17 protein-coding genes are annotated in these 20,122 nt (G+C 68.2%); 12 read left to right on the top strand and 5 right to left on the bottom strand.

Translation table 11 applies throughout. The annotated features are described in order from the left end of the window. Positions 1–125 precede the first annotated feature (125 nt). The gene (locus D187_RS55180) at positions 126–368 is read right to left on the bottom strand and encodes a hypothetical protein (RefSeq protein ID WP_002632572.1); all 243 of its coding nucleotides are present in this window, start codon (positions 366–368) and stop codon (positions 126–128) included. Positions 369–1,233: 865 nt separating this feature from the next. Between D187_RS55180 and D187_RS16400 the strand changes: the two genes are divergently transcribed. The 3 genes from D187_RS16400 to D187_RS16410 are packed head-to-tail and all read left to right on the top strand — an operon-like array spanning position 1,234 to position 3,440. Beyond that, the gene (locus D187_RS16400) at positions 1,234–2,145 is read left to right on the top strand and encodes an oxidoreductase (RefSeq protein ID WP_245591737.1); all 912 of its coding nucleotides are present in this window, start codon (positions 1,234–1,236) and stop codon (positions 2,143–2,145) included. Then, complete coding sequence (locus D187_RS49980) at positions 2,146–2,760, top strand: TetR/AcrR family transcriptional regulator (protein ID WP_002629210.1); 615 nt, start codon at positions 2,146–2,148, stop codon at positions 2,758–2,760. It abuts the gene before it with no gap. Beyond that, positions 2,757–3,440 (top strand): NAD(P)-dependent oxidoreductase, encoded by a 684-nt coding sequence (locus D187_RS16410; RefSeq protein ID WP_002629209.1) that lies wholly within the window; start codon positions 2,757–2,759, stop codon positions 3,438–3,440. Before D187_RS49980 ends, D187_RS16410 begins: the two co-directional genes overlap by 4 nt. Positions 3,441–4,437: 997 nt before the next feature. Here the strand turns inward: D187_RS16410 and D187_RS16420 are convergent. Beyond that, positions 4,438–5,409: a GlxA family transcriptional regulator gene (locus tag D187_RS16420; protein ID WP_002629207.1), complete on the bottom strand. Its 972-nt coding sequence runs from the start codon at positions 5,407–5,409 to the stop codon at positions 4,438–4,440. A 105-nt stretch (positions 5,410–5,514) separates the two neighbouring features. Continuing rightward, positions 5,515–6,387 (bottom strand): PorV/PorQ family protein, encoded by an 873-nt coding sequence (locus D187_RS16425; RefSeq protein ID WP_002629206.1) that lies wholly within the window; start codon positions 6,385–6,387, stop codon positions 5,515–5,517. Positions 6,388–6,498: 111 nt separating this feature from the next. On the opposite strand from D187_RS16425, the gene D187_RS16430 reads away from it, so the two are divergent. From D187_RS16430 to D187_RS16450, 5 genes are all read left to right on the top strand, one after another. Further along, on the top strand, positions 6,499–7,245 hold the full coding sequence (locus D187_RS16430; RefSeq protein WP_002629205.1) for a hypothetical protein: 747 nt from the start codon (positions 6,499–6,501) through the stop codon (positions 7,243–7,245). A gap of 2 nt (positions 7,246–7,247) precedes the next feature. Further along, the gene (locus D187_RS16435) at positions 7,248–7,805 is read left to right on the top strand and encodes a class I SAM-dependent methyltransferase (protein WP_002629204.1); all 558 of its coding nucleotides are present in this window, start codon (positions 7,248–7,250) and stop codon (positions 7,803–7,805) included. Positions 7,806–7,811: 6 nt separating this feature from the next. Continuing rightward, a complete protein-coding gene (locus D187_RS16440) occupies positions 7,812–8,717 on the top strand; it encodes an RluA family pseudouridine synthase (protein WP_002629203.1) in 906 nt (301 codons plus the stop codon). A gap of 257 nt (positions 8,718–8,974) precedes the next feature. Continuing rightward, positions 8,975–9,181: a hypothetical protein gene (locus tag D187_RS16445; protein ID WP_155893393.1), complete on the top strand. Its 207-nt coding sequence runs from the start codon at positions 8,975–8,977 to the stop codon at positions 9,179–9,181. A gap of 350 nt (positions 9,182–9,531) precedes the next feature. Next, positions 9,532–10,347, top strand: a complete 816-nt coding sequence (locus D187_RS16450; protein WP_002629201.1) for a class I SAM-dependent methyltransferase — start codon at positions 9,532–9,534, stop codon at positions 10,345–10,347. An 18-nt stretch (positions 10,348–10,365) separates the two neighbouring features. On the opposite strand, the gene D187_RS16455 is transcribed toward D187_RS16450, so the two are convergent. Beyond that, a complete protein-coding gene (locus D187_RS16455) occupies positions 10,366–14,208 on the bottom strand; it encodes an ATP-binding protein (protein WP_002629200.1) in 3,843 nt (1,280 codons plus the stop codon). A gap of 115 nt (positions 14,209–14,323) precedes the next feature. Then, the gene (locus D187_RS16460; RefSeq protein WP_002629198.1) at positions 14,324–15,379 is read right to left on the bottom strand and encodes an alkene reductase; all 1,056 of its coding nucleotides are present in this window, start codon (positions 15,377–15,379) and stop codon (positions 14,324–14,326) included. A gap of 136 nt (positions 15,380–15,515) precedes the next feature. On the opposite strand from D187_RS16460, the gene D187_RS16465 reads away from it, so the two are divergent. The 4 genes from D187_RS16465 to D187_RS55185 all read left to right on the top strand — a co-directional run bounded on the left by D187_RS16465 (position 15,516) and on the right by D187_RS55185 (position 20,121). Next, positions 15,516–15,977 (top strand): Rrf2 family transcriptional regulator, encoded by a 462-nt coding sequence (locus D187_RS16465; protein ID WP_002629197.1) that lies wholly within the window; start codon positions 15,516–15,518, stop codon positions 15,975–15,977. Positions 15,978–16,218: 241 nt separating this feature from the next. Next, complete coding sequence (locus D187_RS59230) at positions 16,219–16,944, top strand: Imm52 family immunity protein (RefSeq protein WP_368665046.1); 726 nt, start codon at positions 16,219–16,221, stop codon at positions 16,942–16,944. A gap of 225 nt (positions 16,945–17,169) precedes the next feature. Beyond that, positions 17,170–19,437, top strand: coding sequence for an FAD-dependent oxidoreductase (locus D187_RS52395; RefSeq protein WP_076606177.1), 2,268 nt, complete (start codon positions 17,170–17,172; stop codon positions 19,435–19,437). A 15-nt stretch (positions 19,438–19,452) separates the two neighbouring features. Next, a complete protein-coding gene (locus D187_RS55185) occupies positions 19,453–20,121 on the top strand; it encodes a hypothetical protein (protein ID WP_155893394.1) in 669 nt (222 codons plus the stop codon). The last annotated feature ends 1 nt before the right edge of the window (position 20,122 follow it).

Below are 20,122 nucleotides of genomic sequence, written 5' to 3' on the forward strand. Positions count from 1 at the left end.
CCGAGCACTGCGCCAGGCCAGTGCAGAGGCCGCGTAGCCCCCTTTGGGTACACGCCTGCTCAGGCCGCGCTCCCCTTAGGGGCGAGGCAGTGGGCTTGGGCCTGTGGGCAACTGCGGCCTGGCGCTCAACACCACGCGAGCTGCGCTGGCCCCTGCGCCGAGGCCCGCTTTGCAGGCCGCGTAGGTAGTTCCATGTGCTCCAAAATCGCGCGCACCCCACCGGGTGCCGTCAGGTACGCCAGCACCTGGCGCCTGCCTCCACAGCTCGCGCAGGCGAACACGTCCAGCGCGAACGTCCTGCGTAGCAGCCCGGCCCAGTCCAATCGTGGCGTGCGCTCCTTCTTCGGCTCCTCCACCGTCACGGCCATTGACGGGCGCTCCTCCTCCGGCTCCGGCTCCGCACCTGCTTGGGGGAACAGAAATGGCCGCAGTCGCGCGCCTGGAGCGAAGACGCCGTGGAACCTCGTGAGGTTTGCCCGAGGCGGAGGCACCAGGGACGCCACACGTCGCCCGAGGCCCGTCCCTCCTCCTTCCTGGCTCAGTGGCTGGCGGGAGGGGCGGAGCGGAACGCGCGGCGGTAGGCCTGGGGGCTCGTGGTGACGAAGCGCTGGAAGTGCTCACGAAAGGCGGTCGCCGAGCCAAAGCCCTGACGGCTCCACGTTGAGTGGCCGGTTGGGGAAGCCGGTGAACAACCCTGGTCCGCGGAGGATGGGCGCCCGACCTCCACGGGAGCGAAAGACGGGTGGCGGTGGTACCGCGCCGGCGAAGGCAACGAAGCCGGGCGGGAAGGTCGTCAGGGAGTCGGAGTGCCTCGTAGTACCGATGAAGCGGGGGAACGCAGCGAGCGGACCCCGTGGAGGGAAGGGGGCAGCGGAACATGGAACCGGGGGAGGGAAAGACGGAGGGGACACCGAGCCCTACAACCGTCTCAACACAACGTCCTCGGATAGTGCTCGCGGCGAAACCATGAGCCGAGGAGCCGGATGCGGGAATTCTGCACGTCCGGATCTGTGGGGGGCCGGGGTGGGCAACTGCCCCGGTCTACCCGACTCCGACACCTCGTCTCCTACGAATCGTCTGACACCCTTCCTGGACACCTTTCCTGGCGCCGCGCTCGCTCGTCTTCTCCCTCTACGGGAGGGTCTCGAAGGAGTCATTCGTGGTCAACTTGACGAAGTGGGCACACTTTGTCAAGTTGACCATATGAGCGCGAAGCCAAGTACGGGATGGAGCTTGTCGGAAGTTCCCACCCAGACGGGAAGGACGGTGCTGGTCACGGGCGCGAACACGGGACTCGGGTTCGAGACCGCACGGATGCTCGCCGGCAAGGGCGCGAAGGTCGTTCTCGCCTGCCGTGACACGCGGAAGGGCGAGCGCGCGGTGGAGCGCATCCGCCAGGAATCACCCGCCGCGGACGTCTCGCTCGCCGGGTTGGATCTCGCCGATCTGGACTCCGTGGCCACGTTCGAGCGCGCATTTCGCGAGAAGCACGAGCGGCTCGATCTGCTCATCAACAACGCGGGCGTCATGGTGCCGCCGTTTTCGCGGACGCAGCAGGGATTCGAGCTCCAGTTCGGCACGAACCACCTCGGACATTTCGCGCTCACGGGACGGCTGATGCCCTTGCTGCTGAAGACCCCGCGGTCGCGTGTCGTCGTCCTTTCCAGCGCGGGCGCTAACTTCGGACACATCGACCTGGAGGATCTCCAGTTCGAGCGCCGGAAGTACCGCGCGTGGATCGCCTATACACAGAGCAAGCTCGCCAACTTGATGTTCGCGCTGGAACTCGCGCGCCGTCTCGATGCGGCGGGCGCGTCCGTGATCGCCACCGCGGCCCATCCTGGAGGGAGCGCGACCGAGCTGCAGCGCAACGCCAGCTTCTTCCAGCGGGTCTACAACCCCCTTCTCGCGTCGACGCCCGCCGAGGGGGCCTTGTCGACGCTCCGGGCCGCTATCGATCCGGCCGCGCGCAATGGCTCCTACTGGGGCCCCACGGGGCTCTTCGAGATGCGGGGCCCGCCGGGTGAAGCCTATCTTCCGCGGCGGGCGAAGAATCCCGCCGTCGCACGCCAGCTCTGGAGCGAGAGCGAGCGATTGACCGGTGTGAGGTTCTCGCTGTTCCCCCGTGAAGACGAGGTGGGCTGAGTGGACACCCGGAAACCCAAGGCCCGTTCGACACAACCGGAAGCCATCGCGGCGGCCGTGCTCAACGTCTTCCTGCGCTATGGCTTCAGGAAGACATCCATGGACGACCTCGCCCGGGCCGCGGGGCTTTCACGCCAGGGGCTCTACCTCTACTTCGCGACCAAGGAGCAGCTCTTCGAGGCTGCGCTGGAACACCTCATCACGCGAACGCTCGACGCGGCACGCCGCATCGCGGACCAGCGCGACCTCGACGTGGAGGAGCAACTGCTTCGCGTCTTCCAGGAACTCCAGGGCGAAACGCTCGACCTCTCATCGCGCGAGCACAGGAATGAATTGATCGAGGTCGCACGGCAGACCTCGGGTTCGCGCGTCGCCAACCTGGAGCGGGGCTTCGTCGAACTCCTCGCCGGGATTCTCGTGCGCGCGGGCGTCGCCGCTTCGTGGAAGGACACCGGCGTGACGGCACTGCAACTCGCCGAGCACCTCTTCGACGCGGCCAATGGAATCAAATCGTCCGTCACCTCACGCGAGGCGTATCTCGTGCGGCTTCGGACCTCCATCCAGATCATCACCCGGGGCGCGTCGCGGCGCGACGCCAAGGAGCCAGGGTCATGAGAATCGCGGTCGTCGGCGCCACGGGCGGAACAGGCCGGAAGGTGGTCGAACTGGCACTCGCGCGGGGTCACGAGGTCGTGGCGGTGGCCCGCTATCCCGAGAGGATCCCGCCGGCCCCTGGCCTCTCGGTCCGTCGAGGAGACGTGCTCGACGAGGAGAGCCTCACCAACGCCCTGAGCGACGTGGAGGCCGTCATCAGTTGTATCGGTCCCACCAGGAACCTCGCGCCGGGAACGATCATGTCCGAGGGCGTCGCGAACATGATCGCCGCCTGCGAACGCGCCGGCGTGAGCCGTTTCGTCCTCCAGAGCGGCATCACGCTCAGCGACGGATCGGAACTCTCCCCGTGGAACCGCTGGGTCATCCGTGTCCTGCGCCGCGTCTTCGCGCAGGCGATCAACGACAAGGCCATCGCCGAGCGCGCCCTGAGGCAAAGCCGTTTGGAATGGGTGATCGTGCGGCCGGCGGGGCTGCGCGATGCACCCGCCACCTCGAACTACGTCGCGGGCCCGAGAGCGCGCATCGATCCACTCCTCCCGCTGCCGTTCGCCGACTGTGCCGGCTGTCTCGTCCGCGCGGCCGTCGCTCCGGAGTGGGTGGGGCAGATCGTCAACGCGGGGCGCCGTCTGGCCACTCGCGGCACGACCCTCCTGGACGTCGATCAGAACGTCCTCCACTGACCCCAACCCAACGGCGGAGCCAACCTGTTCACGTGCGAGCAGTGCGTTTATGGCGAACAGGATGTCGATGGGCCGACGAAGAAGACCTTCTTCGCCGAGTCGGGCTCGCTCTTCCTCGCGCTCAAGGTCTCCCCACGGCAGACCGTCGGGGCGTCGAGAAGTCACTCGGAGCCAAGACGCGAGGGGAGGCGTGTACGTACACGCCGGCGGACAGCGAGGCGCAGCTCGCCTCGACGGACTGCGCCCCGGGCTACGCCTGCTCCGGCGTCTATGATGGAGGGCGGCAATGCCTCGCCACATGCGACTTCATGGCCGCCGATCCGGGTTGCCCCACCGGTACGGTGTGCGGCGTCTATGGAGTGTGCATCCAGCAGTCCGTCATGGAGCCCATCGGCGACCTCTTCGACTCCGCGCGCATCGGAGAGGCCTGCACCGCCAGCTATGCCGAGTTCTGTGGCGTCGAGGGTGCGCGAGGCGTCTGCGTCGACCTGAACCGCTCGGGATATGGCACCTGCTATCGTTATGCGCGCGCTCGCTCGGAGTGCGGCGCCAGCGAGGAGCTCGGCTTCATCTCCTATCCGCTCGCGAACGGCGGGTTCGATAGAACCTACGGGTGGCTCTCGCGCCGGGGCCAGGCTCGCACCTGCCGCAGGCAATCCCAGGTGCTCCAAAAGCGCTCGCACCCCTGCGGCTTGCTTCACGTATGCCAAGACCCGCCGCCTGCCTCCACACCTCACGCAGACGAACATGTCGAAGTCGAACGTCCTCCTGAGCAACCCCGCCCAGTCCACTCGCGGCCTCCTCTCCTTCAGCGGTTGCTTGCTGGCCGCTGCATGGGGCGCCACGCTCGCCTCCTCCTCTCCTGCGTGGGGGAGCAGAAATGGCCGCACTTGCGCGCCTGGAGCGAAGACGCCGTGGAACCTCGTGAGGTTTGCCCGAGGCGGAGGCACCAGGGACGCCACACGTCGCCCGAGGCCCGTCCCTCCTCCTTCCTGGCTCAGTGGCTGGCGGGAGGGGCGGAGCGGAACGCGCGGCGGTAGGCCTGGGGGCTCGTGGTGACGAAGCGCTGGAAGTGCTCACGAAAGGCGGTCGCCGAGCCAAAGCCGACCCGCTCCGCGATGGCCTCCACGGAGTGTCCCGTCGTCTCGAGCAGTTGCTGCGCGCGGCGCACGCGGGCGCGGAGGATCCACTGCAGGGGGGTGGTGCCCATCTGTTCGCGGAAGCGGCGGTTGAGCGTGCGCACGCTCAGCGCCGCGTGACGCGCGATGTCCTCGAGCGTGAGCGGCTCGTGGAGGTTCTCGTCGAGCCAGCGCAGCAGCGGCTCGAGCGACGAGCCATCCGGGGCGGGCGGTGCGTGCAGGATGAACTGTGACTGTCCTCCGTCGCGCTCGAGCGGCATCACCGAGAGCCGGGCCGCATCCGCCGCCACCGCGGCGCCGTGGTCGAGCCGCACCATGTGCAGACAGAGATCCAGCCCCGCCGCGGCGCCCGCCGACGTCAAGAATTGACCCTCATCGACATACAAGACATCCGGGTCGATGTGGATCTCCGGATGGCGGCGCGCCAGCTCGTCCGTCGCCAGCCAATGGGTCGTGGCGCGCCGTCCATCGAGCAGCCCGGTCGCGGCGAGCAGGAAGGCCCCGGAGCAGATGGACGCCACGCGTGTCCCCGAGGCCGCCGCCGCGCGCACCGCCCGCACGAGTTCCTCCGGGATGGGGGCGCTCACATCCCGGATGCCGGGAAGGATGACGGTGTCCGCTCGCGCCAGCTCCTCCAGGCCCCAGCGCGTCCGCAGGGTGAAGGCTCCGGCGTTCACCTCGGACGTCACCCCACAGACCCGGACCTCGTAACCCGCCCGGCCTCCAGGAAGCCGCACGTGTTGGAACACCCCCGTGGGGATCGACAGATCAAACGGGACGACTCCGTCCAGCGCGACGATGGCCACGACGTGCATGGCGCGAAGATGCATGAGCGCCCACTTCCCGCCAAGACACCCGGAGTGGCCGCCGGATGTTTGGCCAGAAGTCGTTGATTCTTGTCGCGATGTCGCTCGTTCCCCGCCGACGGGCCGGGGCTATTGCACCTGCACCTTGAAGGTGAGGGCCACGCTCCGTCCGCGCTCGCCGCCGAGGTCCTGGTGGTAGGCCACGTCGAAGCCGCCTCCGGGGGTGATCAGGCCGAGGCCCACACCCAACTGCGAGGCGCGGGTGAAGCCGTCCCACGTGTAGCCCGCGCGGATGGGGAAGTTCTCCCCGAGGACGTACTCCAGGCCGCCGCTATAGGTGAACGTGGTGCTCGCGTTCGTCGTGAAGTCCGCGCGCGCGTCGGCCGCGAGCGTGAGCATGCCGGCGAGCACCGCGGCGTGGGCCGAGTAGTAGCGGGTGAGCTCGGGGTTCTTCGTGTCGATGAGGTTGTGCGCGGACACGCCCAGGGAGAAGAGCCCCAGGCGCAGCAGCAGGCCGGCGTCGCCCGTGAAGGCATTGGCCTGACGGGCGCCGCGCATGACGAGGTAGCGCGAGGCGACGCCCAGCATGAAGACCTCGCCCAGGGGCAGCGCCAGGGCGACGGTGTTGAGGTGGGCGGTGGCGCGCTCGCTGCCCTTGCCGAGCGTGATGAGCTGCTGGGTCACCCCGCCGGCGAGCGGATTGGTGGCGTCGGCGACGGAGACCGAGCCGAAGGCGTCCTTGCCCACCCAGTCCCAGCCACCCGTCAGCTCGGCGCGGTAGGTGCGGAAGGCGGCGACGGCGGCCGGGTTGCCCGTGCCCGAGTCCCCCCCCATGCCCAGCGCCCGCCAGGCCCCTCCCATGCCCAGCGAACGCGCGCTCGTCAGGTTTCGCAGGTCCTCGGCCCTGGGGGAGACGGCGGGGGCAGGCGGCTCGGCGTCTTCCTGGGCCGCGGCGGACAGGGACAGCAGGAGGGCCAGCAGGAGTGTTGGACGGTGCCACATGCCGTTCTCCTTACTGCCTTGATGGAGGGGAGGGCCACCACTACATTCGCCGCCCCCATGCCCACCCCGTCCGCGACGACACAGCCCCTCCGCCGCACGCGTGCCCTCGCCATGAAGCGGCCCGTCCTTCTTCTCGGCCTCCTGACGGCGCTGAGCGCCGGAGCCTATGTGCTGCCCGGCGGCTCGATCATGCGCCGCATGGTGGGCGCGCGCCATGAGCTGTCCTTCTCCTCGATCAAGGCGGATGGCTCGGTGCACTTCTATGGCGCCGGGGTGAAGGAGGCGGGTGGGGCGCTGGGCCTGCCCACGGATCGCCCGGAGCTGGAGGCGGACGGCACGGTGTACCTGCGCGTGCCGGACCGCTGCCGCTTCGAGGCGAAGGTGGCCGAGGGCAACACGGTGGCCTCGGTGTCCTCCGGGGGCCGCAAGCGCGTGGAGGGCACGGAGATTCCCGCGCTCACCGAGGCGGTGCAGCAGGTGTGCGCGCTGCTGGCGGAGCGCCGGGGCTCGGTGCAGGACGGCCGCGAGGCGCTCGAGGCATACTTGAGCGGACTGGGCATCGAGCCGCGCACCACGTCGCTGGCCCGCTTCGGTGGCGAGGTGGTGTACGTGCTGGGCACGCAGGGCGAGGGCAAGCCCCAGTTCTGGGTGTTCAAGGACAACTTCCGTCCCGCCCGCCTGCTCCACAAGGACGCCAAGGGCACGCAGTGGGACGTGCGCTTCCAGGACTACTCCTCGGCGGCCACGGGCGAGATGCTGCCGCGCACCATCGAGGTGTGGCGCGGAGGCGAGCGCCTGCTGCGCTTCACCGCGCTCGCGGGCGACACCCGGGCGAAGCTCGCCGATACGCTGTTCTGAGCATGTCCGAGGCCGATCGTCAGCGGTGGAACGCGCGCTACCAGGAGGGCGCCGGGGCCCGTGAGCCCTCTCCCTTCCTGTGCTCGCTCGAGCAGCGGCTGCCGCGCACGGGCCGGGCGCTCGACGTGGCGGGAGGCGTGGGGCAGGAGTCGCTCTGGCTCGCCCGCCGGGGCCTGGACGTCACGTGCGTGGATGTCTCGGATACCGCCCTGGAGCGCGCCGCCGCCTCCGCGCGCGAGGCGGGGCTCGCGCTCGGGCTCGAGCGTCTGGACGTCGAACAGGAGCCCCTGCCGCCGGGCCCCTTCGCGCTCGTGCTCTGCTTGAACTATCTCTGGCGGCCCCTGTTCTCCGCGTTCCCCCAGGTGCTCGCGCCGGGAGGCCTGCTCGTCTTCGCCCAGCCCACCCGGAGCAACCTGACGCGGCACGCCCACCCCTCGGCCCGCTTCCTCCTGGAGGACGGGGAGCTGCCCGGGTTGCTCCAGGGCCTGGAGATCCTCTCGTACACCGAGGCGTGGACGGACGAGGGGCGCCACGAGGCGCGGCTGGTGGCGAGGCGCTGAGGGCCCATGTCCTTGCAAAAGCTCACCGTTCCCCGCGACGCCGCCGGTGCGCGGCTCGACAAGTTCCTCGCGGCGCACGTGCCCGGGCTGTCGTTGGAGCGGGCACGAGGCCTCATCGAACAGGGCCACGTGCGCATCCGGGGCAAGCAGTGTCAGCCCACGCGCAAGCTGTGGGGCGGGGAGGAGATCGAGCTCAGCCGCCCCGAGCCCCGCGCTCCGGCGAGGCGCTTCGTCGAGGGACCCGCGCTGCCGGTGCTCCACGATGACGCTTCGTGGGTCGTCGTGAACAAGCCGGCGGGGCTGAGCGTGGAGCCCGCCGGGGGGAATGTGCCCTCGGTGGTGGAGCTGGTGGCGGCGCGGCTGCCGCCCTTCGACGTGGAGGGCCAGGCGCTGCCCGGCGTGGTGCACCGCCTGGACCGGGACACCAGCGGCTGCCTGGCTCTGGCGCGCACGGACGCGGCCGCGGCGGCGCTCGAGCGGGCCTTCCAGGAGAAGCAGGTGGACAAGCGCTACTGGGCGCTGGTGCTCGGGGAGACACCCGAGCGCGAGCGGCTCGAGGGGCCCTACGGGAGGGATCCGAGGGACCCGAGGCGCTTCACCACGAAGGTGCGCTCGGCGCGGCGGGCGGCGCTCTCCTACGAGGTGCGCGAGCGGCTGCGGGGCGCGACGCTGGTGGAGGTGCGGCTGGAGACGGGGCGCACGCACCAGATTCGCGTGCAACTGGCCGAGGCGGGCCACCCGGTGCTCGCCGACGCCCTGTATGGCCCCGACGAGACGCGCACGCACCCGGCGGCGGGCGCGGTGGGCCGGCACGCCCTGCATGCGCTGCGCTTGTCGCTGCCCGGGGTGAGCGTCGAGGCCCCACTGCCCGAGGACTTCCAACGGGCCCTGGCGCTGCTGCGCGGAGTGTAGGCCCGGGACGCGGGCGGGCGGGGGGATGTCGCCTACCGGACGAGTAGGGCGGTGTGCGCGCCCGCGCGGGGAAGGCGCCGCGCAAGTGTCCGGAATCCGGAGGAGAAGTGGAGGCGCCGGACGGGGCGACGGGGAGGCTCCACCGGGGCCGGAGGGACGGGGGATGTCAGACCCCTGGGGTAGTTTCTCTCCTTGCCGCTGAACCGGAACCCCAGCTCCATGTGCGTGAGGGAGGGTCTCGGCGGTGAGGAGGATGCATGCGAATGAGGCTGTGCGTGCTGGGGGCGCTGTTGGCGATGGCGTCGGTCCTGCCGCTCATGGTTCCGGCGGGTCCCGCGCCCCAGGCGCCGAAACACCCGTGTGAACTCGTCACGGTGATGCGGGTGCCGTGTGATGCCGCGACCACCACGTGCGAGTACACCTACTGGGAGTGCCCGCGGAGCGTGAACCCGCTGCGCTCCTGACGGCGTGAGCGGGATCTGTCTTTCCAGAGCGGCGAGCCGGGCTGTTCGAGGCCGGGCTCGCCGCTCTGTCGTTGGGTCGGGGACATTAAGCAAGACAAGAAAATTGAACCCGTCCAGGGCGGAGTCTCGATTTCCCAGGCTCGGGGGGTGATCCCCGCTTGTCTGGCTTTGGTCCTGAAGACGAGAGGGGGTGTTGCTCAAAGGTGAGCAGAAGGCGTAGGTTTTGTTTTGTGGCCCCAGGGTTCGAGTCGTTCTTCCTTGGCGGCATCTCGGGGCTCGCGTTCAATCTCGACGTCAACTGGTTCCGACGAGCGCCTGGGCCAGGGCTCGAACGGAGAGGGAGGCACCACGTGTCGATGCAGCGGATCTCCGAACGGTTTTCTCATGCCGCACGCCAGTTCCACCAGGAGATGTCCGGGGTCGCGGAGCTCGCGCGCACGAAGGGCCCGCGCAGCGCGGCGGAGCGCCTGGCGGAGGCCATGGCCTGGCGCCTGTCTCCGGCGCGGCGTTCCTTCGTGCGGCGTCTGGAACATGAGCGCGCCCTGGCGCGGGAGTTCGACGAGCGATTCGGCGTGGACACCTCGAGCGAGTCCTCGCTCACCGAGGTGGGGGTGCCGGCCGACAAGGCGCATGACGGCAATGGCATCTACCGGGGCATCTGGGCGGATATCTTCCACGAGGCGCTGCGCGGCACCGGGCTGTCCTTGGAGGACCTGACGTTCGTCGACTACGGCGCCGGCAAGGGCAAGGCCATGCTGCTCGCCTCGGCCTATCCCTTCCGCCGCATCGTCGGCGTGGAGTTCGCTCCGGGCTTGTGCGAGGTGGCCCAGCGCAACCTCGCCGTGTTTCGCAGCCCCACCCAGCGCTGCTTCTCCCTGGACGTGGTGGCGGGGGACGCGCTCGAGTGGGAGCCTCCCGCCGAGCCGCTGCTGTGCTTCTTCTTCAACCCCTTCAGCGACGAGGTGATGGCGCGGGTCATCGCCCGGATCTCCGAGTCCTGTCAGCGCATCCCCCGGGACATCTACCTGCTGTACGTCAACATCCGGAACACCGACGAGCAGGCCCGTGTCTTCGAGCGCAGCTCGGAGCTGACCCTGCTGCGCCGCGACCGGCATGCGCTGCTCGCCAAGGTGACGCCCCGCGTCGTCCACGACAGGCGGCCCTGAGCCTGGCGGTGCCGCGCCTCACCCCGGGCCGAGGAGCATCTCGCGCACCTTGTTGGCCAGCACGTCCAGGGCGAAGGGCTTGGTGAGCATGTCCATGCCGGGAGCGAGGAACTCGCCGCGCACCGCCGCCTTCGCGGCATAGCCGGTGATGAACAGCACCTTGAGCTTCGGCCGATGCTGGCGCGCCAGTTCCGCCATCCGTCGGCCGTCCATTCCCGGCAGCCCGATGTCCGACACCAGCAGATCGATGCGCTGGGAGGACTGGAGCAGGGGCAGTCCCTCCTCGGCGCGGTCGGCCTCCAGCACCCGGTAGCCCAGGTCCCCGAGCACCTCGACGACGAGCATCCGCACCGCCGGGTCGTCCTCGACGACGAGCACCGTCTCTCCCGCTCCTCGCGTGGCGTCGCCCCGGGTCTCCTCGTCACTCCCGGCGTCACCCTGGTGGCGCGGCAGGTAGAGCTTGAAGGTGCTGCCCCGGCCCACCTCGCTCTCCAGGCCCAGGTGCCCCGCGGACTGCTTGATGAAGCCGTAGCTCATCGACAGGCCCAGCCCCGTGCCCTGGCCGCTGGGCTTGGTGGTGAAGAAGGGCTCGAAGATGCGCTCGCGCAGCTCGGGAGCTATCCCCGTCCCCGTGTCCGTCACCGACAGGACGGCGTAGTCGCCCGGCGCGAGCCCCTCCTCCCGCTGCGCGAACTGCTCGTCCAGGTGCGCGTTGGACGTCGCGATCGTCAGCGTGCCGCCCTCGGGCATGGCGTCGCGCGCGTTGATGCACAGGTTGAGCAGCGCGTTCTCCAACTGGTGGGGGTCGGTGTACACGCGCCACAGTCCGGTGCCGGGGCGCACCCGGAGGGTGATGCGCTCGCCGAGCGTGCGCAGCAGCAGATCCTCCATTCCACCCACCAGCGCGTTCATGTCCACGGACTTGAGGTCGAGCTCCTGGCGGCGCGAGAAGGCCAGTAGCCGCTGGGTGAGCGCCGAGGCGCGCTGGGTCGAGGCGATGGCGGCGGAGACATAGCGGTCCACCCGCTCGTACTCCCCGCGGGCCACGCGCAGCTTGAGCAACTCCAGCGCGCCGCTGATCCCGGTGAGCAGGTTGTTGAAGTCGTGCGCGATGCCGCCGGTGAGCTTGCCCACCGCCTCCAGCTTCTGGCTCTGGCGCAGCGCCTCCTGGGCCTGCTCGAGCTCCGCCTGACGCGCCTTGTCCTCGGTCACGTCGCGCGCCACGCAGTAGATCCGCCCCTGGTCGGGCACCGCCTTCCACGAGAACCAGTGCCAGGCGCCGTGCACGTCCCGGAAGCGGTTCTCGTAGCGAGCGGTGGTCACGCCCGAGGCCAGCCGGGCGATCTCCTCCCGTGTCCTGGTCAGCTCCTCCGGGTGCTCCATCCACTCGGAGGTGCGGCCCACCAGCTCCTCCTCCCGCCAGCCCAGGGTGCGCCGCCACGAGGGATTCACGCTGAGCCAGACGCCCTGGGTGTCGGTGATGAGCAGGTGATCCGGGCTCACGTTCCAGATGCGGTCGCGCTCGCGCGTGCGCTGCTCGACCCGGGCCTCGAGGCTCTCGTTGGCGCGGCGCAGGGTGTCGTTCGTCTCGCGGCGCAGGCGCGCCAGGCGCAGCGCCCCCTCCACGCGCGCGAGCAGCTCCCGGGCGCTGAAGGGCTTGACCAGGTAGTCATCCGCTCCGGCCTCGAGGCCCTCCACCGAGGACTCCTCACCGGCCCGGGCGCTCAGCAGGATGATGGGCAGCTCCGCGGTGGAGGGATCTCCGCGCAGCGCCTTGATGAGCCCGAAGCCATCCAGCCGGGGCATCATCACGTCCGACAGCAGGAGCGCTGGGGGACGGGCGCGCACGGCGGCCAGGGCCTCGACGCCGTCCGCCGTGGCCTCCACCGAGTAGCCCGCGTCGGTGAGCAGGCGCCGCACGTAGGCGCGCATGTCCGCGTTGTCATCCGCCAGCACCAGCCGCTCCCGGGACGTGTCCCTTGCCACCAGCGCGGCCCCGGCCAGCGCTCCCTCCGGGACGGCGGGCGCGGGGGGGTCGGGCAACAGGCCGAGTGCCTCCTGGACGTAGGCCGCGGCGTGCTTGGACGGAGTCGGGCGGACCACGGGGGCCGGGTGGGGCGAGGGCGAGGCCTGGGGACGCTCGAAGGGCACCTGGACGGTGAAGGTGGAGCCCCGGCCCTCCTCGCTCTCCACGCGCACCGCGCCGTGAAGCAGCCGCATCAGCTCCTGCACCAGCGCCAGGCCGATGCCCGTGCCCTCATGGCTCCGCCCTCGCTGCCCCTCGATGCGGTGGAAGCGCTCGAAGACGCGCGACAACTCCCGGGCGGGGATGCCCACGCCGGTGTCGCTCACGGACAGCTCGGCCCCCGCGTCCACCGCGCGCAGGCGCACCGCCACCTCTCCCTGGAACGTGTACTTGAAGGCGTTGGAGAGCAGGTTGAGCACGACCTTCTCCCACATGTCCCGGTCCACCCAGACGGGCGCGGGCAGCGGCGGACAGTCCACGACGAGGGTGAGCCCCGCGCGCTCCATGGCCGAGCGGAAGGTGCTCGCCAGCTCGGCGGTGTAGGCCGCCAGGTCCACCGGCTCGAACACCGCGCGCACCCGGCCCGCCTCCAGCCGCGAGAAGTCCAACAGCGTGTTGACCAGCTTGAGCAGGCGCAAACCATTGCGGTGCACCCGCTCCAGCCCCTCGCGCTCGACCTGGAGGGGGCCGGCCCCGGGCGGCGCCGTGGCGAGCATGTCCTCCAGGGGCCCGAGCATGAGGGTGAGCGGGGTGCGGAACTCGTGGCTGGCGTTGGAGAAGAAGGCCGTCTTGGCGCGGTCGATCTCCGCGAGCTGCTCGGCTCGCTGGCGCTCCAGCTCGTAGGCCTGGGCGTTGGCGATGGCCGTGGTGATGTGGCCCGCCACTCGCTCGAACAGCGTCCGGTACGCGGCGTCCAGCCGCCGCCGCGGACTGATGCCCGTCACGAGGAAGCCATGGGGCACCTCCGGCCGGGCGCCCTGGATGGGGGTGACGAGCACCTCCTCGACGGGCTCGGGCCAGGGCGTGCCCGGCAGCCGCCGGGCGAGACGCGAGGACAGGTCCCCGACGCTCACCGCCGCGCCACTGGCCAGCACCTCCGCCAGCGGCCAGGGCGTGGTGCCATCCGGGGGCGCCGAGAGATCGATCTCGGCCGGGCGCAGGTCCGCGCGGGACTCGAGGTTCGCCTGGCCCACCAGTCGCGCCCGGCGCGAGCGCTCGTCATGGAGATAGATCAGACAGAAGGGCGCCTCGACGGGAGTGCGTGCGAGCGTGTCGATGGCGGATGCGCAGGACTCCTCCGCCGTGCGGGCCTGGGCCGTGCGCTCGGACACCTCGCGCAGCAGCCGCTCGCGCCGCTCGGCGAGCACGCGGTAGGTGGTCTCGGTGACGGCGGTGAAGATGCCCTCGACCCGGCCGTCCTCGCCGCGCACCGGGCTGTAGGAATAGTAGAAGTAGCACTCCTCCGTGTAGCCGAAGCGGTGCAGCGGCAGGAGCTGGTCATCGGACCATGTCGCCTCGCCGGTGTTCATGACGTGGTCGAACATGGGGCCGATGATGTCCCAGATCTCCGCCCACACCTCCGCGCCCGGACGCCCGAGCGCCCACGGATGCTTCTGGCCGGGCACCGGACTCCAGGCGTCGTTGTAGAGGAGTGCCCGCGTGGGGCCCCAGTACAGGACGATGGGAAAGCGCGACCCCAGGCAGATGCCTACCGCCGAGCGCAGCGCGGGGGACCAGGTCTCGACCGGCCCGAGGGGAGTCTGGGACCAGTCCTTGGCGCGCATGAGCGCGCCCATCTCCCCGCCACCCGCCAGGAACTCGAGGCTGTTGGACATGGACCCTTCATGCATCCACTCCCAGCGGGCATACAAGCGCCGTGGCTTCGGCTGGAATGGAAACCCGTCCGTGGACCGGCCAGGCGGCCTCCGCGAGGTGAGCCCCTGGGGGACGTCAGGCGAGGCGCGGGTAGTCCGTGAAGCCCGCGGGGCCGGGGGTGTAGAAGGTGGCGTGATCGGGCACGTTGAGCGCCGTGCGCCGGGCGAAGCGCTCGGGCAGGTCGGGATTGGCGATGAAGAGCCGCCCATACGCCACGGCATCCACGGTCCCCTCGGCCACGGCGCGCTCGCCGTCCTCGCGCGTGAAGTCGCCGGCGCCGATCAGCTTGCCCGGATAGAGGGCGCGGATGCGCTCGAGCGGGATGCCCGGGCCGGAGCCGTGCCTGCGGTCCTGCTCGGTGGTGCGCGTGGCATGCACGTACGCGAGGCCCAGTGGGGCCAGCCGCTCGAGGAGATAGGCGAAGGTCTCCTCACCGCTCGGGTCCGGCGCCCCGTCCACCGTCGCGCTCGGTGACAGCCGGATGCCCACGCGATCGGCCCCCATGGCCTCGCTCACCGCCGTGACGAGCTCCAGGGCCAGCCGGGTCCGGTTCTCGAGCGAGCCTCCGTGGGCATCCGTGCGCTGGTTGGCACCCGCGCGGAGGAACTGGTCGAGCAGATAGCCATTGCCGTTGTGGATCTCGACGGCGTCGAAGCCGACGGCCCGCGCCATGCGAGCCCCCCGCGCGAACTCCTCGACCATGGCGGCCAGTTCCGCGGGCGTGAGCTCGTGGGGCTTGAGCGGGTTGGCCACGGCCCACCAGCCCGCGGCCCGTTGGGCCTCGTCCGTGGCATACCGTGCCCGGCCGTTATGCGAGAACTGGGCGGCGATCCGCCCGCCCTGCGCGTGCACCGCCTCCACGACGGTGCGCCAGGCCTCGGCCTGCCGGGCGGTGAAGAGGCCGGGAATCGCCGGGTAGCCATCCCCAGAGGGCGCGACCGCGACCGCCTCCGAGATGATCAGCCCGGCACTGGCGCGCTGCGCGTAGTACTCCGCGACGAGCTTCGTCGGCGCGAGCTCCGCATCCGCTCGCAGGCGCGTCAGGGGGGACATGATGACCCGATTGGGTAGTCGCAACGCGCCGAGCGTGACGGGCGTCTGGAGGAGATCCGAGGCGGGCTGGGAGAACATGCGGGCTCCAGTTGGCTGAAGTGTTCTCGTGAGAGATACAGATGCCCTCATTTATGTGCAATAGTGACGGTTGCACTTTCAGACCGGGAAGTGTTCTTCTCATTGTTGCAAAAAACGGGCGCGCTATATTCAGGGCATGACGGATCTACGCTTCCCCACGGCGCTGCAGATGATGCTGGGCCTGGCGCTGGCCGAGCGGGAGGGCGTGGCGACGATGTCCTCGTCGCAGCTGGCCGAGGGGCTGGGTGCCAACCCGAGCCTCGTGCGCAAGCTGCTCGTGCCGCTGGTGCGCGCGGGGCTCGTGCAGTCCTTCATGGGCAAGAGCGGCGGCGTGCGGCTCGGGCGGCCGGCGGGGGAGATCACCCTGCGCGACATCTATTGCTGCGTGACGGATGGCAAGAAGCTCTGGTCGGCGCGGTCGAACGTGCCGCACCGCTGCCTCGTCAGCTCCAACATCGAACACTTCTTCGATGGGCTGGCGGACGAGGCGGAGCAGGCGATGCTCGACACGCTGGGCCGCCGCACGCTCGAGCAGAGCTTCGCCGAGCTGCGGGCGATGGACAAAGCGAGGCCGGCGAAGCGGGGGCCCCACTGGTGAGCCTCGCCTCCTCGCGGGCCCGAGCCATCCCCGCGCCGTGCGGATTCGGGATGTCGGCGGTTCCCCACTCGAGGGTCTACGGTGTGGATACCAGGCGCGCCGCGCGGCCGGACAGGACGCGGCGGTGTGGCATGTTGGTTGGCACCGCCATGCGCTCACGCTAATCGTTCACCGGTTCTGGCCAGGAGTGGCGGCCATGGTGGCGACGCGGTGAGGAACACGCATGTTCGAGTGGTACTACATGGGCGGATATTGGGGGCCTCGCAAGGAGACGCCGCTAGAGTGTGCCCAGCGTGCGGAACTCTTCTTTCACATGCTGGCGCGGTGTGATCCGATGTTCACTCAGTGGTACAGGGGGGGACGTGGCGCTCCCCGCACGCTGCCAGGATACCCTGTCCGACCCGATGCGGCGGAGTGGGAGCAATTGTTTCTGCGCGGAAGGCTCCGCACTGATGTTGGCAAGAAAGTCATCGAGGAGTTTGGCTTCGGCGCGCACGTCTGGAATGCGAAGGGGAGTGAATGGACCCGTATTAGATTGCATTGCGGTTCTTACTCCACTGGGTCAGGGAACATGTGCGTGCTCAATCCTCCCGATGAGGGTCCACTGCGGGAGCGGATATTAAGCGCCCCGCTGCTGGCCGAGGTGCTCACCAGCCTGGCTACGGCCTGGGACCCTGACTTCGCCATCGCCAGTTCCTCCGAGATGGTGGATCTCGTTGAGAAGCGTAATGGGGAGGTGCGGGTGGGCTGGCTGACGTATCTGTCGCGACGGCTGGGCACGGTGCCGCCCCTGCCCGCGCCGGTGCGCATCGAGCCGGTGGGGACCCTGGGCTGGTTGCTCGTTCTCTCGCCCGAGCGCATGACCGCGACCAATCCCGAGCACGTGGCCTTTACCTTGCGTGTGCGCGAGTTGCTCGACCGGGCCGGTCTCCTCCAACGTCCGGACCCCGTGACTGGTGAGGAGTGACCGGGGAGTTGTCTGGCACGTCCTTGCTGGGTCAGTGCCTTCTCCTTCCCCAGGACACTTCGTTTCCTCAGTTGGCTCGTTGCTCTTCCAACGAGATCCCCAGCGTCCGTCTTTGCCCCTCCGTCCAGGTTCCTTCTTTCCGGGGAGTGAGGGGGGGGCTTCATGTTCAAGGGGGTCCGAGTATGCTCACCAGGTGCCGTGACTTTCCTTTAAGGAAGGCTGTTGATGTCTCCCACCATTTCCGAAGACCACGTGCTCCAGCAGATGGAGGTGCCTGGGACGAGAGGCATCTTCATCGTCGGATGCTTTGAAAATCGGGTCACCGTCTTGTCCCAGCAGGTGCGAGCACTCAACCTCGTCTACGCACTTCGTGGCAAGGGTCGTCTGCCTGAAGGCAGCAAGGTCGCGGTCGTGGGTGGGGGCGTCGCGGGCATGACCGCCGCCGCGGCGGCCGCACGAGTCGGATGCGAAGTCACACTGTTGGAAAAGGAGGAGGCACTGCTCCCGCTTTTGCGCGGGAACATGACCCGATGGCTGCACCCTCATATCTACGATTGGCCCCAAGACGGTGCGGAGCAGAGCGAGGCGGGATTGCCATTGCTCACATGGCACGCGGAACCTGCTCGTGATGTCGTGGTGCAACTCGAGCGGCAGTGGGATGCGTTGCCCGAGCAGTCGAGGATTCGAACCCACCTGAATGTTGAATCAGTGGATGTACCCAGCGAAGGTCAGGGGCCGCGGCATCTCGTGACGTGGAACAGTCCCGGTTTGAATGAGGGTCAGTTCGATGCGGTTTTCCTCACGGTGGGGTTCGGTTTCGAGCGGAAGGTCGAGGGTATTCAATGGAGTTCTTACTGGCGTGAAGATCCCCTTCATCAAATAAGCCTTGGCGGAAGTGAACGTTATCTGATCTCTGGTTGCGGAGACGGAGGACTCATTGACTTGCTTCGGGTCAGTCTCCGTGACTTCCGCCATGAAGACGTCCTCCGTGAGTTCCTGAGCGACCCCTCGTTGGGCGATCTAAAAAGCAAGTTGCTCGAGATCGAGGAACAGGCCAAGAACCCGAGGAACGAGGCCAATGAGTATCTTGCCGAGCAGTACCGGTCACTCACGGTCCCCGAGTCTCTTGACCGGGCCATCAAAGCCAGGCTCCGCAAGAGTACATCAGTTGTTCTGAACGGTCTTAAGCCTAGACCTCTGACTCTCCAGTCGAGCATCCTCAATCGGTTGTTGGTTTCACGCCTCCTTTACCACTTCAAGATTCTTCCCTACCGCCCGGGAGAGTTCGACGTCGTCAAGAAGGGTGAGCAATACGAGGTAACATTCAAGACGGGAAAGCCAGAACTCTTCAACCATATCGTTTGCCGCCATGGTCCTCATCCCGGTGCCCTGAAGCAGGAGTTTCAGGATATCTGGAAGAAGTCTGCCGACCTACGGGCGATGAGCCGTCTCGACCTGACGCGCTCGCCGCTTTGGCCTCCCGGTTTCTTCGATGGGAAATCAGGACGTACCACGGGATTGCCGAGCTCGATTTCCGAGCAGCCGACTCCCGATTCATCTGGGGAAACCGTTCGAGCCTCTGCTGGCGACGTGAAGAGTGGACAGCCCGAGTTGTCTCCAGCGCGGGAGACGGAGAGTGGGAGTTCGCGCGTCGAGGAAGTGAACGCGCGGACCGTCAGCGAGGCCGTTATACCCGGGGTGCAGGAGAAAACACCTGATTCTCCCCAGCGGCAGGTGGTGGAGCCTTCTCCGTCGGAGCGGGTTGTTCGAGCCTCCACGAAGACAGGCCGGCCACTCGATGCCGCCGGTATCCTCGTGGTGTTGTTCCTGGTCTGGTTTTTCTTCTTGAAGGACGGGCAAAGACAGAGCCCCCAGGGGAACGTGGTTCGCACTCCGACGAATCTGGTCTCCCCCGAGAGTTCCCGCTCTGCGATCGTGCGTCCGGGAGAGATGAATGGGGATGCTCGCCCCGTGCCGAATGCCACGAAGGCCGTTTCCAAGATGGCGCCAGGAGGGGGGCGTTCGAAAAATCCAGAGGCCAGCACGGCTGGAGGTACTGCTTTCGCGAGCGATCGTATCGGGACGGTCCAACAACTGCGGGAGTCCCATCGGGTCCGGCAACTCTCGTCAGGGGATGGAGATCAACGCACCTTGGATCATGTGCCAGCGGGCGTTTTTGGGTTCATCAGCCCCCATCCGACCTTCCTCTATGGACAGTCGAAGGTCAATCGGGAGCAGGATGCGCAGGGACGCGGTGTGGAAGTCCACAAGCTCGCGGATGGTCAGATGCACCTCGTGGGATACGTGTGGGACGTAGAAGCTCGCGCGGTCGCAACGGGTCGGCCGGTCAGTGTCTCTCTTTCGTCGAGGCCATTTGGTCGAAGCCAGAGTCTGGTCAGTATTCCCTTTGGTCGGATTCGTTCTGGGAGGATTCAGGACGAACAGGGGCAACTGTTAATGGCGCTCGAGTTGGGTGCTTCTTCGGAGATGTAGTTTAAAGGGGAATGAATGAAGATTTCGCGTTTGTTCGTGTTTGCTTTGCTCATGCTTCCGTTGATGGGTGCCGATTGTGGCGAGGGGGAGGACGAGACGCCTGGCGTCGTGACACCTACGGAGCCCAAGTGCTCCCCCAAGAACTGTGAGGATGGTTGCTGCCTCGCGGATGTCTGCTACCGCGTTCAGTCTCGAGAAGTGTGTGGAAGCTTTGGGGCTGATTGCGCGATGTGTAAGCCGCTCGAGAGTTGCCAGAAGGATGCATCCAGTGACTGGGTTTGTCTTGCGGACCCGGCCAGGAACTGGTCGGTTCAGCCTCAGAGCGCATCGGTTCCACTTTTGGATCCCCTGGATGGAGAGTCGTGGGATGCTGATGGCTCGGCTCCTGATGTCGTCATTGAATTGGGGTGCCCCATGGCAGGTGTCGTGGTCAACAGGCGGACCTCCGAGTCCGTCAGCTATATGCCGACGTGGGTCGATGGGGCCTGTGTGACGACGGCAGCGGAGTTGTTGAAGACTCCGGTGAGTATCAATGTCATCGATGTGGATGCCTTTTTCGATGATCCGATCTTCACCACCTCCTACTCCTTCAAGGAGGCGGATTTCGTGAATGGCTCGGTCGAAATTCCCATCTCCTCGGATGGGGTCAGTAAACTGAAGCTGCGGCTCACCCAGGCTCAGTAGC

The sequence above is a fragment of the Cystobacter fuscus DSM 2262 genome (genome assembly GCF_000335475.2).
GTDB classification, from domain to species: Bacteria; Myxococcota; Myxococcia; order Myxococcales; family Myxococcaceae; genus Cystobacter; species Cystobacter fuscus.